The following is a 15,170-nucleotide window of genomic DNA, read 5'->3' on the forward strand; positions in this document are numbered from 1 at the left end:
CCTTTACCCCAGAAACAGGCACCCTGAATCGGCCTGACTTTCGTTCCTATCGGGAGCCTTGTCCGGCAGGTGCCGGTTGGGCTGATTCCAGGTCAGCGTGGTACGCGTCCTCGACCTCGATCGGGGTGCGCATGTCGAGCTCGCCGTGGAGGCGCTGGTTGTTCCACCACCAGACGTACTCGAGGGTCGCCAGCTCGACCTGCTCGACGGTCCGCCAGGGTCCGCGCTGGCGGATCAGCTCGGTCTTGTAGAGGTTGTTGACCGCCTCGGCCATGGCGTTGTCGAAGCTGTCGCCGACGGTTCCGGTTGAGGGCACGGCTCCGAGCTCGACGACGCGGTCGGTGTAGACCATCGCCATATAGTTCGAGCCGTGGTCCGAGTGGTGGGTCAGCCCGGTGAGGTCGCCGCCGGCTCCCCAGGCGGCCATGTCCAGCGCCTGCAGCGGCAGAATCTCGGCCTTCAAGGTGGCGGCTACATTCCAGCCCACGATCCGTCGCGAGTAGACGTCGGTGACGAAGGCGACGTACGCGAACCCTGACCAGGTCGCGACGTAGGTCACGTCGCACACCCAGAGCCGGCGAGGGCCGTCGGCGGTGAACCTCCGGTTAACGAGATCCTGCGGCAGCGACAGCATCCGGTCGCTCTTAGTCGTGAACACACGCTTGGACTTCTTGACGCCGCGCACCCCGGCCAGCCGCATCAGCCGTTCGGTCTGGTCCCGGCCGATCTCCCACCCCTGCCTGCGCATCAGCGCATGCATCTTCCGGCGCCCGTAGACGCCGTAGTTCTCCACATGCAGCCGGGCGATTTCCGGCACCAGCAGGTCGTCGCGCAACCGGCGGGCGGACGGCGCACGGCCGACAGCGGCGCGATAGCCGCGGGAGGTGAGGAAGCCCTGGACTGCCGGGCGCAACACCCGGCAGATGAGCTCGACCCCGAAACGATCCCGGTGTTCGTTGATGAACTGGATCATCTCGGTCAGGGGCGGTCGAGCTCCTTCGCGAAAAACACGCTCGCAGCCTTGAGGATCTCGTTCGCCTTCCGCAGCTCCGAGACCTCCTTCTGCAGGCGTTTGATCTCCGCAGCCGCTTCGGTCGTGACGCCGGGCTTCACCCCGGCGTCGACCTCGTAGCGGCGTTGCCACAGCCGCAGCGTCTCCGGGCTCATGCCCAGAAGGCCCGCGACGTGACGCACAGCGCTCATCATCGTCGGATGCGACGGCCGCGTCTCTGCGAGCATCCGCAACGCCCGCTCACGCATCTCCGGCGAATACTTCCTGTTCATCGTGTTCCATCCTTGCTTGAAGAACGGAACGAAAGTCAGGCCGATTCACTCTGACATTGGATTCCTCGAACGCAACGGTCCCTGCAGCCGTGAAGTCCTCTTGGAGCTCAACGCCGAAAAGGAAATCGAACTCGAGTCGGACCGGGTCAGCCAGTGATCCATAGTCCGCATCCGACCAGGACCTCATCCAAATCTCGGTAGTGTCTGTCGCGCCGGGAGCATGCTTATCCAGGAGCGCACCGATCCGCACCGAATCCGTCGCTTCGAATTCATACTCCATGCGTCGGTCCCCAATCTGTCAGCGAAACCCTCCTAAGCCCTACCCGCAAGATCGTCCGAGGTCGCTACGGGGCGACAAGCTTCAGGGGGCTGGTCTCCGCAGGAACATCCCACTGCTCAACACCAGGACCGTTGCGGTCCCACTTCGTGAAGCGGACGTAGGTGGTTCGGAAGTCTTCGCTTACCGGCCGAAGCTTCCTCGCCAACAACGAGGCGAACGCATGATCGTGGGTTGTAACGATCAGCTGGCGATGAGGAAGGATCTTGCGAAGTAAGTCAACGAGGCCGAGAAGATGCACGTCGTCCAGGTTCTGGAGAGGATCATCGAGTATCAATGACTTCACGTGAGTAGGCGCGAAGCCAAGGTTGAACGAGAGGAACAAGGAGACGGCAAGCGCATTTGCTTGCGATGTAGATAGCGTCTCTCCGGGCTCCGTGACATCAACCTGAACCTCATCGTCACGCAACATAGGAGTGAGACGGTGCTTCCCACCAAACTGACGTGTGGCAATCTCAACCGATCGGAACGTTGGATGGGGGTCGATTGCTGCGTAGAACTGACGCAGGAGAGGCTTCAACTGCTTCAGACGGTCGGCAACAAACGTCTCCGCGTCTGACTTCACTGCATCAAGAAGTGCGGTAGCGACGTCATTTGTGTGCCGCCGATCGGCAATGTCTTGCTCCTTGGAAGCCAAAGAGTTGCGGAGTGCCTTGGACTCGATTTCGATTCGATCACGTCGTGTCTTCGATGAGTCCAGTGAAGCGGCTGCATCGAACTCGCGCCCTGCCTCCAATGTCCGCGCGATCTGAGACTTCCGCCTCGCTACACGATCTAGTTCAGATGCGAGTCGTTGGATTTCGTTGCCTGCCTCTGCTGACGCGTCAGGCACCTCATCAGAGAAGCTGGCAAGAACCTCCTGTATTCGCCTCTCTCGATGCTCCTTCGCCGCTTGTGCTGATGCGCGTTGTTCGAGCATGGCGCGGTGCTGATCTGAGACAGTCTTGAGTCGCAGGGACAGTTCACCCAGTCGCTTCTCTGTGACTTGGAGATTTGTTCGTTGTAGTTCAGCGCCTTCTCGGAGAGCTGCATTCTCTGTTTCGTTGGCGATGGTTTCGAGGCGACGACGATACGCTTCCGGATCGACTTCTTGGCCGCAGGCTGCGCAGCTATCTGCCACGTGACGGAGCAGGATCGACGCCATACTTGCGAGTTCTTCACGAATAGAGGTTGCCTGTCTACGCGCCGCGTCTGCTTCTCCAACTTCGACGCGAAGTAGCTGGATGTCGCGCTCGACCTGTTCCTTCTGAGCCGTCAGATCAGCGACTTGACGTTCGAGTTCGATGACCTCAGCTTCGTCCGGACCTTCGGGAAGCGGCACGCTCAGCTCCGCCTGTGCCGCGAGCAAGGCGGCTTCATCCTGCTCGATTGTGCTTCGCTCCTGGTTGAGGGCAGCACGCAACTTCGTCAGTGTGCTTTCACTCAGTTCCCAATCTTGGGCGTCCTGGATCGCGACGAGCCCGAGTGCCGCAACGTCGCTGCTCCATGTCTGCCATCGAGCGGTCACCTCGGCCGTATTTGCTTTGGTGATCTCGGTTTCAAGCGCAGACAAAGATGCTGCTAGGTCTTCGACCTTTGCGCGATCACCTTCGAGCGCCGAGTCAGCGTGGTTGACCGCGCGAACCCATGCTCGCTTGTGCGATTGGAGTTCATCCGCAAATTCTCGTAGACGCCCGGCACCCACCATGCTTGCGACCGCATCGAACCGCTCTGTGTCCTGACGTCCGGTCAGGAACTCGCGCAGCGACTCTTGCCTCAGGTAGATCGAGTCCACGAACGACTGTGCCAGTGTGGCGAAGTCTTCGTTGGTATCGGTGCCCGCGAGATTTTGGCGGAGCCAGACCTCCGCATCCGCGCCACGAAGTGACGCATCGTTAACCCGCACTCGAAGTGGAGCGCGCAGTTTCTTGGCGTCGGTCTCGCCCGGGTTTTCCAACGACCTCGTGATGACAACATCGTCACCGTTGAAGTCGGTTCGCAGCTCAACCGTCGTGGTTCCTGACTTGCTGTAGAGGTTTCGGGGTCCCTGGGAGCCGGTGGTCTCGCCCGAGATCGCCCATGAAATCGCGTTGCAGATCGTCGTCTTGCCGTAACCATTCGCGCCAACGACGATCACCACGTCCGCGTCGAGGTCGATGTCGACCTCGCCCGAGACTCCGCCGAACCCTGCGATGGAAACTCCGGTGACTCTCATAGTGCATCCGTCCCTGCCCGCTGGGTGGTGATCAATCGTTCGTGGAGCGCTTCAAGCGGAGGCTCGCCTGCCTCGTAGGCAGCGATGACCACGTCGAGGTGCGCATTGCTGCTAAGTACCCCCGCAACGCGCGATGGGAGCGTGGCCAAGGGGTCGGCCCTCCCCGGCGTGGTGTCGAGATCAAGATCGAGAATCGGCGCCAGTGTGCGCCTAACCTGTGGTGTCAACTCAAGCGGATCGAAGACACGACTTGGTAGATCGTCCGCTGTCAGGACCAACTTGCGTACACGTCGCGTGTCAGATCGTATGGCGCTCAGCTCGGCAGCCAGTTCCTCCGGAACGCCGTCCATCGCGACGAGGATGAGGTACCCATCCCAAGACTTCGGGTCTGTCGCAATTACGTTCGCACCTAGGAAATCGACCACGTGATCTTGTGCCGTACCCCATCCGGCGACGAGCTCTTCGACCGACTCAAATGCCCACACCGCGATCACCGAGTACTCGTCTTCGAATGCCATCGAGCCGGAAGGCCAGGATCGGTGGCGAGCGCTGTCTACGCGGACGATCTCAGACTCTGCAAGCAGCCTTGTGATCTCCGTGAGGAGTAATTCGTTCGTTACAACCGCGTCGGTCATCGTCGTAGCTCCTCAACCGCTGACTGCAGGTCAGTCGCGGGCCGTCCTAGGTAATCGTCTGCGAAGATCGGGTGGACGGTGTCGGCGCCCCTAATGAGGTCGCCTGACGTGTCCTCCCGAACAAGGTCATCAACACTTGGCGTTCGCGTGTTTCTGGCTCCAGCCACGATGACAAGATTTGTTCGTTGCTGAGGCGCCAGGCTATTGTTTCGCTCACGAATCTTGGTGCTGATGGCGCTCCACGCGATGGTGCCTCCGCCATGCGCAAGCCCAAAGACGAGCGTTGAACCGCCATCGGTCTTGACCGTGAGGCGGCCATGCTCATCCAGGTCCAGGGAACTCGTTGCGAGCGCTGCTGATAAGTGGTCCGTTGCTACCAGGAGGTGCGCGATCTGCCTTTGGTTCGCGGCGTCCCCTTCTCCGGCATAGGGGTGCGGGCCCAGTAGCCAGGTGGCTCTAGCGCGGCCGAGGTCGAGCAGCGTGATCTCTTGGATAGGTGTTGCGACATCTTCCGACCGGCGCAACGCCATTTCGGGGTCATCGTCCGCCATTTGGCTATGTGCGTCACGGACTCTTTGCAACTGTTCGAGAACTACTCTTTGGGCGAGTCTCGACATGAAGTCGCCCCAGTAGAGGTCAACAGTGCCGGTGAGGTTTGCGCTCAATGCTTCGTGGAACTTCGAGTCTTGATTGCGGTCGACCAGATAGTAGGAGGATTGTGCTTTTGCGGCGAGGTTGCTGACGCTCTCAGTGAGAACATTGGCGGGACTGCCCAGTCCGACAAAGACCACGACCGGAGCTGACAGGTTTGCCGCTGCGATCACGCTCTCCCATTCTGCAGCCCAGTCTGTATCGAGCGCGCTCTTTCTGAGTACCCAGGTCTCCTCTGGCTGATTGACGCTTCGGTGTAGGTGCACCACGGAATGTGAAGCAAGGTTCGCGTGTTCGTCAGGACCTTCCACGAATGTGATGTTCGTGCTGTTGCCCAGGGCGGTTACGGCGTGTTGGAAGGCCAAGTCGTAGTTCAGAGTGATCACATGTCGAATCGCGCCTTCGATGAGCAAGGCGGCAGCTATGAGGTGCCCCGAATTTGGAGCGGCCGTCCGCCAAGCGTCCTTCGGTAGGCGACTCGTCAGTTCAGCTTGCGATCCGTACTTGTCGTACAGCAGATCAGCTAGAACCGAGAGGTCGTCGGGATCTGTGCACTCTCCGTCGTTCAGAACGCCATCTGCAACAAGTCGCCGGTGGGCTTCGCGGGAGTAATGCGCACCACTCGCAAAGCCGGTCGGCTTCTCCATCGAGACCCCGGCACCAACAACGAGTACCACGCGGCTGCCTGCTGCGTCTGTGATGCGTTGAAGGATCTCCGCGGGGAAAGCTGCCGGTTCCGTCGACTGGCTCTGGTCGGCTTCTGGCAACACGTCCTCCTCATCGGTGAGAGCTTTCACGTCTACCGATGAGGTCAGCCGTGGTGATCACATGACCCCCACTCTACTAACTCCACCTCCTCAAGCCGAAGAAGCTCGGCGAGCCTCGTGAGGGCGTCTGCCTCGCGGCCGGATCAGGCCGCTCTCCTCGACCACTGCGTTCCGGACCGTTTTCTCGTCGACGCCAAGCCGTTCAGCGACCTCCCGTAGCGTGAGACCTTCTGCGTATAAAGAAGCAGCACGAGCGCGGCCGGCAAGACTGAGCCCAGACGTCCTGAGCCGCGCTCCCTCCTTGGTGACGAGCGCGGGGACTGTCCCGCGATGTACTGCATACTTCGCGGCGATCATCCGAACTGGCATCCCCGCTTCATAGTCCGCGACCAACTCGGCCCGCCGTCCCGGGGCCAACCGTGTTTGAGACTTCGCCGGATTTTTCGCGACTACGCCTCGCGAATCGTGCCTCTCCGGGGTTCGACTCCGCGGTCCACGTCGCTCAGGCCCCTTGAGAACACGGCGAATCAGCGTTTTGAGTACCGGCCTTGTGTTTGAGAATCGCTTGGGAAGGCCCTGGAATCCGCCGCACACATCGACACCGTCGTCCTCGACAAGACCGGCACCCTGACCAAGGGCGAACCCGAGGTCACCGACTACCTGCCGATCGGGATGGATGACATCGAGCTGTTGTCATTGGCCGCCGCCGCGGAACGCGAGTCCGAGCATCCCCTGGCCAAGGCGGTCGTCGCCTACGCCGACGCGCGCAACGTTCCTCGCCGCACGGCCAGCGCGTTCCGCAACGTTACCGGGCTCGGAGCGGTGGCGACCGTGGACGGACGCCGCGTCGTGATGGGCAACGCCCGGCTGATGGCCGAGGAGGGAATCGACATCAGCTCCATCTCTGCGGCGCAGAACGACCTGGCAGCCACCGGCCGCACGGCGATCGCCTTTGCCGTCGACGGCAAAGCAGCCGGGGTGATCGCACTGGCCGACGCGCCCCGAGAAACCGCCGCGGCAGCGATCGCCGCCCTGCACGAGTCCGGGATCGAGGTCGTGATGCTCACCGGCGACAACGAGCCCACCGCCAAGCGCATCGCCTCCCTGCTGGGCATCGACACCGTCATCGCCGAGGTCCTCCCGGAGGACAAGTCCGCCAAGATCGCCGAATTGCAACGCTCGGGCAAGAAGGTCGCGATGGTCGGCGATGGCGTCAACGACGCCCCCGCCCTAGCTCAGGCCGACCTCGGTATTGCGATCGGCGCCGGGACGGATGTCGCGATCGAGACCGCCGACGTGGTGCTGATGCGCTCCGACCCGCTGGATGTCGCGATCGCGCTGCGCATCGGCAAGGGCACCGTGCGCAAGATGCGGCAGAACCTCGGCTGGGCCATCGGCTATAACGTCATCGCCCTGCCCATCGCTGCGGGCGTGTTCTTCCCCCCGTTCGGCATCATGCTCAGCCCGGAGATCGCCGCGATCTCGATGTCCGGCTCGAGCGTGATCGTCGCCGTCAACGCCCTGCTGCTGAAGCGACTCCACCTTCCCGCCCCCGCCGCGCCCGCGGCGGTGAGCAGTCCCGAGCCGGCGCCCGTTCCCAGCAGCACCCGATAAACGCTACCCATCACCATTCGACATGACACAGATAGCGAAGAACTCATGAGCACACACTCAGCCCCCAGGGGCGCCGATCCGGTTCTGGATCCGGCCCAGCTGGAGCGCATCAATGCCTGGTGGCGGGCCGCAAACTATCTCTCGGTCGGCCAGATCTACCTGATGGACAACCCGCTGCTGCGGGAACCCTTGCTGCCGGAGCACATCAAGCCCAGGCTGCTCGGGCACTGGGGCACAACGCCGGGGTTGAACTTCATATACGCCCACCTGAACCGGGCCATCATGGAGCGCGATCTGGACACGATCTACGTCATGGGTCCCGGTCACGGTGGCCCCGGCCCAGTCGCGTCGGCCTGGCTGGAGGGTACCTACACCGAAACGTATCCGGACATCACCCAGGATGGGGAGGGGATGCGCCGGCTGTTCCGGCAGTTCTCCTTCCCGGGGGGCATCCCCAGCCACGTCGCGCCCGAGACGCCCGGGTCGATCCACGAGGGTGGTGAGCTGGGCTACGCCCTCTCGCACGCCTACGGCGCGGCGTTCGACAACCCGGACCTGATCGTCGCCGCGGTGGTCGGCGACGGCGAGGCGGAGACCGGCCCGCTGGCGGCGAGTTGGCAGTCCAACAAGTTCGTCAACCCCGCTCGTGACGGGACGGTGCTGCCGATCCTGCACCTGAACGGGTACAAGATCGCCAACCCCACGGTGCTGGCGCGGATCAGCCCGGAAGAGCTTGATCACCTGCTGCGCGGCTACGGGCACACCCCGTTCTATGTCGAGGGCGACGACCCGGCGCGGATGCACCAGGACTTCGCCCGCGCCCTGGACGCCTGCCTCGACGATATCCGCGAGATCAAGGACCGGGCGCGCGGGGGAGACACCGAACGGCCGCGCTGGCCGATGATCGTCCTGCGCTCCCCGAAGGGGTGGACCGGGCCGATGGAGGTGGACGGCAAGCAGGTCGAAGGCACCTGGCGCTCGCACCAGGTGCCGTTCGCCCAAGCGCGGGAGAACGATGAGCACCGCGCCATCCTCGAGCAGTGGCTGCGCAGCTACCGTCCCGAGGAGCTCTTCGACGAGACAGGCGCACCCGTTCCAGCGGTGAGGGCGTTGCATCCGTCTGGCAGCCGCCGGATGAGCGCCAACCCGCACAGCAACGGCGGCGGCCTGCTGAAAGACCTGCGGATGCCTGACTTCCGGGACTACGCCGTCCCAGTCGACACACCCGGAACAGCCACGGGGGAGTCCACCCGTGCTCTCGGAACCCTGCTGCGCGACGTCATGGTCGGAAACATGGACAACTTTCGGGTGTTCTCACCCGACGAAAACAACTCCAACCGGCTCGACGCCGTGCTCGAGGTCACCAACCGCGCCTGGAACGCGGCCACCGTCCCCGGAGATGACCACCTTGCCGTTGACGGGCGGGTGATGGAGATCCTCTCCGAGCACACCATCCAGGGCTGGCTCGAGGGCTACCTGCTCACTGGACGGCACGGGTTCTTCTCCTGCTACGAGGCATTCGTCCACATCATCGACTCGATGTTCAACCAGCACGCCAAGTGGCTGACCACCACCAACGACATCCCCTGGCGCCGCCCGATCGCCTCCCTGAACTACCTGCTCACCTCCCACGTGTGGCGGCAGGATCACAACGGCTTCTCCCACCAAGACCCGGGCTTCATCGACCACGTCGTCAACAAGAAAGCCGACGTCATCCGGGTGTACCTGCCGCCGGACGCCAACACCCTGCTGTCGGTCGCCGACCACTGCCTCCGCAGCCGCCAGTACGTCAACGTCATCGTCGCCGGCAAGCAGCCCCAGCTGCAGTTCCTCGACATGGAGCAGGCGATCGAGCACTGCACCAAGGGCATCGGCATCTGGGACTGGGCCAGCAGCGACGACGGGCAGGCACCCGATGTCGTCATGGCCTGCGCCGGCGACGTGCCCACCCTGGAGACCCTCGCCGCGGTCACGATCCTCAAGACGCACTTCCCCGACCTGCGCATCCGGGTGGTCAACGTCGTCGACCTGATGCGCCTGCAGGACGACCGAGCGCACCCGCACGGGCTCTCCGACGCGCAGTTCGACGCCCTCTTCACCAGCGACACGCCCGTGATCTTCGCCTACCACGGCTACCCCACGCTCATCCACCGGCTCACCTACCGGCGGGCGGGCCACGGCAACCTGCACGTCCACGGCTACCAGGAGGAGGGCACCACTACCACCCCCTTCAACATGTGCGTGCTCAACGAGCTCGACCGGTACCACCTGGCCATCGACGTCATCGACAGGGTGCCCCGGCTGCGCGACGTGTCCGGGCACGTCCGCGATGAGCTGCGCAACGCCCTCATCCGGCACAGCACCTACATCCGCGAGCACGGCGAAGACCTCCCCGAGATCCGCGACTGGACCTGGTCGGCGGGCACCGTCCCGCCGGTTCGAGTCGGCGAGTCCCAATGAGCAGGGCGCCAACCCACCCCGACGCTCACCAGCTCGAGGCGGCCTACGAGGCGGTCCTGTTCGACATGGACGGTGTGGTCACCGACACCGCCACCATTCACGCCGCCGCCTGGCAACAACTCTTCGACGAGGTCCTCCAGGACCCCCGCGCCGACGGCGCGGACCTGCGGCCGTTCGATCCGCTTGAGGACTATCGCAAGTACGTCGATGGCCGCAACCGCGAGGACGGAGTCGCGGCATTCCTGGCCGCCCGCGGAATCAAGCTCGACCCCGGACGGCGCGGGGACTCACCCGAAGGGTGGACGATCGCGGGACTCGCCGAACTCAAGAACGACCTGTTCCTGGCCGAACTCGCCTCGCGAGGACTGCGCAGCTATCCGGGCACAACGGACCTGCTGGCCCGGCTTCGCGCCGGCGGTATCCCGGTCGGTCTGGTCACAGCGAGTCGCAACGCCCACCGGATGCTGGCTGCGGCGGGCTTGGCTGGCATGTTCGACGTGGTCGTGGACGGGCAGATCGCCGCCGATCAGCAACTGCCCGGCAAGCCCGATCCGGCGATGTTCCTCGAGGCCGCCCGCCGCCTGGGAGTTCAGCCGCTGCGCGCCGTGGTCGTGGAGGACGCGATCTCCGGGGTCCGGGCCGCCCATGAGGGCGGATTCGGTCTGGTTGTCGGGATTGTCCGTGAAGGGCGTCGGGAGGCCCTCGAGGCGGCCGGAGCCGACGTCGTCCTGAACGACGTCGGCGAGCTGGACCTCGGTGCCACGTCCACCGACCCGTGGACCCTCACCTACTACGGTTTCGACCCGGCCCATGAGGGGCATCGGGAGGTGCTGACAGCACTGGGGAACGGATACCTGGTCAGTCGCGGCTCCCGCCCCGAGCACCGCGACGACGGAACGCACTACCCGGGGACCTATCTGGCCGGCGTCTACAACCGCCTCACCAGCAGCATCCACGGCCGGAGCATGGAGGAGGAGCATCTGGTCAACACGCCAGACTGGCTTCCTCTGGACATCCGAGTCGCCGCCGGACCGTGGTGGTCCAGCGGTCGAGTCGCTGTCCGCGATGAGCGACGGGACGTGAGCCTGCGCGCGGGGACCTCCACCCGGCACGTGACCCTCCTCGGTGCCGACGGAGCGGAGCTGAGCGTCGTGCAGCGGTCCTTCGTCTCGATGGACGACCGGCATCTGGCCGTGCAGGAGACCACGGTCACCGCGGCCGGGTGGAGTGGTACGGTCACGCTCCGCGCCGGCCTCGACGCCGGTGTCGGCAACAGGAACGTCGCCGGGTATGCCGGGTCGGACAATACACACCTCGGACCCCCGACGTTCAGGCAGGCCGGGGACATCCTTCTCTGCGAGGTGCGGACCAGGCACAGCGAGATCGACATCGCGTCGGCCATCCACCTTCGACTCGAGGGAGCCGACGGAGAATGGCAGGACCCGAGCACCCGGGCAGGACGTCGGTACACCAGGGACATCGAGGTGGCGCTGGTGGATGGGGTACCCGCGACCCTCACCAAGACGGCCGCGATCTTCACCTCGCGCGACCCTGCGATCGCCTCGCCAGCGGCCGCCGCTCTCGATCGGCTTCACGAGCACGCCCGCGGCACCCGCGGCCTGGCGGACCGCCACCAGGCCGCCTGGGAGCGGCTCTGGCGGCGCTTCCCCGTGACCATCGAAGCCGACCCGCGCAGCCAACTCGTTCTCAACCTTCACATCTTCCACCTCATGCAGACGCTCTCCCTCCACACCTCGACTTTGGACGCCGGCGTGCCGGCCCGGGGTCTGCACGGAGAGGGATACCGCGGGCACGTGTTCTGGGACGAGCTCTTCGTCCTTCCCGTGCTCGGCCTTCGGCTGCCGCAGGTCGCCCGCGCGATGCTGCGATACCGATGGCACCGGCTGGAGGCCGCCCGCTCTGCGGCACGGGAGACCGGGATGCCCGGCGCGCTCTTTCCCTGGCAGAGCGGCAGCGACGGACGCGAGGAGACACCGGACCACCTCTACAACCCCCGCTCCCAGCGGTGGATGCCCGACAACTCACACCTCCAACGCCACGTGGGGTTGGCCGTCGCATACAACGCCTGGCAGCACTATCAGGTCACCGGCGACCTCGACTGGCTCGCCGGGCAGGGCGCCGAGCTCATCATCGAAGTCGCCCGGTACTTCTCCGCCTCCGCCGTTCACGATTCCCAGACCGACCGCTTCCACATCGCCGGCGTCATGGGCCCGGACGAATACCACGACGGACACGGGCACGGCGTTCGTGACAACACCTACACGAACGTGATGGCCGCATGGGTGTGCGCCCGCGCCGTCGCCGCCCTCCAGGAGTTAGCCGGCCACCCCCGCGACGATGTCATGGCGCGACTTCAGATCGGGGAGGCCGAGATCGCGCACTGGACGCACGTCAGCCGGCGTCTGGCGATCGCCGTTCACGCCGACGGGATCCTCAGCCAGTTCGACGGGTACGAGGATCTCATCGAACTCGACTGGGCCAGCTACCGGAACCGGTACGGGAATATCGGCCGACTCGACCTCATCCTCGAATCCGAGGACGACAACAGCAATCGGTACAAGCTGGCCAAACAGCCCGACGTCGTCATGCTCGTCTACCTGCTCGGCCAGGACGGACTGAGGCAGCAACTGGCGAGGCTCGGCTACCCCTTCTCCCAAGACGACCTCGTCCGCACCGTGACCTACTACCTCGACCGCACCTCGAACGGCTCCACCCTCAGCCGAGTCGTCAGCGCCTCCGTCCTCGCCGGCCTCGACGAATCCCGGTCGTGGTCCCTGTTCCGCGAGGCACTCATCGCCGACCTGGACGACACCCAAGGGGGCACCACCCGCGAAGGCATCCACCTCGGCGCGATGGCCGGCACCATCGACCTCATCGCTCGATCGTTCGTCGGGCTGAGCTGCGATCCGACCCGGGTCAGCTTCGCACCGCGCCTGCCGCCACGACTGCCGAATATCCGCTTCCAGTTCGCCTACCGGGGGCACCGGATCGACCTTGAACTCGACCACCACACCCTGCGACTGCAGCTGCTGCCCAGCCCAGCACCGCCGATCCGACTCAGAGTCGCCACCGAAGAGGTCTCGCTCGCCGGCGGCGAGTCACACACGTTCGCCCTGGCTCCCGGGCTCCAACCGGCGGAACCCACCGAGAGAGAACCCACCGAGAGAAGGGCACGTCCATGAGCAAGGTCAAAGTCGGCGTCAACGGTTACGGAGTGATCGGCAAGCGCGTCGCGGACACTGTCCTGCTGCAGCCCGACATGGAGCTGGTCGGCATCGCCGACATCGCCACCGACTGGCGCATCAAGTCCGTGCGGGGCCGGATTCCCCTCTTCGCCGCCACGGACGAAGCGCTCACCGCGATGGCGGCGGAAGGGCTGAACGCAGCGGGCGGCCTCGAGGACCTGCTGGCGACATCCGACATCATCATCGACACCACCCCCAAGCACGTCGCCGCGGGCAACCTGCCACGCTACCGAGCGGCCGGGGTGAAGGCCGTCTTCCAGGGCGGCGAATCCCACAAGGTCACCGGACACTCTTTCGTCGCCCAAGCCAACTACGACAGCGCCCTCGGCCGAGACACCACCCGAGTGGTGTCCTGCAACACCACCAGCATCGTCCGGGTACTCGGCGCGCTCGACACCGCCGGGCTACTCCTACGAGCCCGCGGGGTGCTCATCCGACGCGCCACCGACCCGTGGGAATCCCACCTCGGCGGAATCATGAACACGATGGTCCCCGAGCCGACCATCCCCTCCCATCAGGGCCCAGACGCGCAGACCGTGCTGCCCGGCCTCGACCTGGTGACGATCGCCGCCAAGGGCGCCCACACCCAGACGCACAACCACTACTGGACGATCCAACTGACCCGCCAGGCGACGCGGGAAGAAGTGCTTGCCGCGCTGCGCGCCGCCCCCCGAATCGCGTTCATCCGGATGTCCGACGGTCTGGTCGCCCTCAACTCCACGATCGAACTGATGCGCGACCTCGGCCGCCCCCGAGGCGACATGTGGGAGGTGGCGGTGTGGGAGGACCTCGTCACCGTGCAAGGCGACGAACTCTTCCTGACCTACCAGGTCTACAACGAAGCCATCGTCGTGCCAGAAACCATCGACGCGATCCGGGCACTGACCCGGACCGCCCCCGACGCCGCCACCTCGATGCACATCACCGACACCACTCTCGGGATGCTCAAGGACTTCCTGGCTCCCGCCACCCCGAACAGCTGAACTCGAGCATCACCACACGAAGGAGAAAACGATGGCGATGGAATCAATATCAGGACGCTTCAACGGGAAGACTGCTGTGGTCAGCGGCGCGGGATCCGGCATCGGCAGAGCCACCGCGGTGCGGCTCGCGCAGGAAGGCGCCCGCGTGATCGCCACTGACATCAGTGAGCCCCGGCTGCAGCAGCTGAACGCCGAGCTGCCGGCGCTCGGCTTCGTGACGGTGGTTGGCGACGTCAGCTCGCAGGCCACTGTCGACGCCGTCCTGGAGGCGGCGCAGGGACGGGTGGACGCCCTCGCGAACGTGGCCGGGATCATGGATGGATTCCTCCCACCCGCCGAGCTCGTGGACGAGGTCTGGCAACGGGTCATGGACGTGAACGTCACCGCGATCATGCGCCTGACCCGCGCCGTTCTTCCGTCGATGATCCAGGCCGGATACGGCTCGATCGTCAACGTCACCTCGGAGGCGGGCCTGCGTGGATCCGCCGCCGGCACCGCCTACACGACCTCCAAGCACGCCGTCATCGGCTTCACCAAGAGCACCGCATTCTTCTACACCCCCAACGGGGTCCGGTGCAACGCGGTTGCCCCTGGGGGCGTCGCCACCAACATCGAGGCACCGTTCACGTCCCAGTTCGCCGGCGAACGACTCGGACCCTTCATGCAGGTCAATGTGCCTCCGGTCGCCACCTCCGAGGAACTCGCCGCAGCAATCACTTGGCTGCTCAGCGACGACTCGACCAACATCTCCGGTGCCGTGCTTCCCAGCGACGGCGGCTGGATCGCGATCTGACGGCCATGCACACTCCAGCCCACCGCGATGGGGCGGGCACTAAGGCTGCTCTCCTTCGCGTTACAAGTCCACCACCGCGGCCGCGTCATCAATGTGGCGGTCGGTCACGCCGTCTGGCCCATGCGGCTCGGTGCCCGCGATCCGGGGTGCCGAGCGACTACACCGACGAGCTGTTGTCCGCTGGCC

Annotated in this window: 10 protein-coding genes; 5 read left to right on the top strand and 5 right to left on the bottom strand. The window is 64.8% G+C overall.

Annotated features, from left to right (window positions below; translation table 11 throughout):
• Nucleotides 1–46: 46 nt before the first annotated feature.
• The 5 genes from ACT9TC_RS00210 to ACT9TC_RS00230 all read right to left on the bottom strand — a co-directional run bounded on the left by ACT9TC_RS00210 (nucleotide 47) and on the right by ACT9TC_RS00230 (nucleotide 6,237).
• A protein-coding gene (locus tag ACT9TC_RS00210; RefSeq protein WP_458041492.1) for an IS3 family transposase occupies nucleotides 47–1,284 on the bottom strand; the annotation gives its coding sequence in 2 pieces (ribosomal slippage) (nucleotides 47–999 and nucleotides 999–1,284; 1,239 coding nt in all).
• 344 nt (nucleotides 1,285–1,628) lie between these two features.
• Complete coding sequence (locus ACT9TC_RS00215; protein ID WP_458041493.1) at nucleotides 1,629–3,815, bottom strand: AAA family ATPase; 2,187 nt, start codon at nucleotides 3,813–3,815, stop codon at nucleotides 1,629–1,631.
• Nucleotides 3,812–4,450: a hypothetical protein gene (locus ACT9TC_RS00220; RefSeq protein ID WP_458041494.1), complete on the bottom strand. Its 639-nt coding sequence runs from the start codon at nucleotides 4,448–4,450 to the stop codon at nucleotides 3,812–3,814. The genes ACT9TC_RS00215 and ACT9TC_RS00220 overlap by 4 nt, the downstream gene beginning before the upstream one ends.
• Nucleotides 4,447–5,898, bottom strand: coding sequence for a hypothetical protein (locus tag ACT9TC_RS00225; RefSeq protein ID WP_458041495.1), 1,452 nt, complete (start codon nucleotides 5,896–5,898; stop codon nucleotides 4,447–4,449). The genes ACT9TC_RS00220 and ACT9TC_RS00225 overlap by 4 nt, the downstream gene beginning before the upstream one ends.
• Nucleotides 5,899–5,958: 60 nt before the next feature.
• Nucleotides 5,959–6,237: a helix-turn-helix domain-containing protein gene (locus tag ACT9TC_RS00230; protein WP_458041496.1), complete on the bottom strand. Its 279-nt coding sequence runs from the start codon at nucleotides 6,235–6,237 to the stop codon at nucleotides 5,959–5,961.
• 207 nt (nucleotides 6,238–6,444) lie between these two features.
• On the opposite strand from ACT9TC_RS00230, the gene ACT9TC_RS00235 reads away from it, so the two are divergent.
• Genes ACT9TC_RS00235 through ACT9TC_RS00255 form a run of 5 tightly spaced genes read left to right on the top strand, consistent with a single transcriptional unit; the run spans nucleotide 6,445 to nucleotide 14,984 of the window.
• On the top strand, nucleotides 6,445–7,482 hold the full coding sequence (locus ACT9TC_RS00235; protein ID WP_458042965.1) for a heavy metal translocating P-type ATPase: 1,038 nt from the start codon (nucleotides 6,445–6,447) through the stop codon (nucleotides 7,480–7,482).
• A gap of 45 nt (nucleotides 7,483–7,527) precedes the next feature.
• A complete protein-coding gene (locus ACT9TC_RS00240) occupies nucleotides 7,528–9,942 on the top strand; it encodes a phosphoketolase family protein (protein ID WP_458041497.1) in 2,415 nt (804 codons plus the stop codon).
• The gene (locus ACT9TC_RS00245; RefSeq protein ID WP_458041498.1) at nucleotides 9,939–13,145 is read left to right on the top strand and encodes a beta-phosphoglucomutase family hydrolase; all 3,207 of its coding nucleotides are present in this window, start codon (nucleotides 9,939–9,941) and stop codon (nucleotides 13,143–13,145) included. Before ACT9TC_RS00240 ends, ACT9TC_RS00245 begins: the two co-directional genes overlap by 4 nt.
• On the top strand, nucleotides 13,142–14,191 hold the full coding sequence (locus tag ACT9TC_RS00250; protein WP_458041499.1) for a type II glyceraldehyde-3-phosphate dehydrogenase: 1,050 nt from the start codon (nucleotides 13,142–13,144) through the stop codon (nucleotides 14,189–14,191). The genes ACT9TC_RS00245 and ACT9TC_RS00250 overlap by 4 nt, the downstream gene beginning before the upstream one ends.
• A gap of 37 nt (nucleotides 14,192–14,228) precedes the next feature.
• Complete coding sequence (locus ACT9TC_RS00255) at nucleotides 14,229–14,984, top strand: SDR family NAD(P)-dependent oxidoreductase (RefSeq protein WP_458042966.1); 756 nt, start codon at nucleotides 14,229–14,231, stop codon at nucleotides 14,982–14,984.
• The last annotated feature ends 186 nt before the right edge of the window (nucleotides 14,985–15,170 follow it).

The sequence above is a fragment of the Microbacterium sp. HM-570 genome (genome assembly GCF_054165885.1).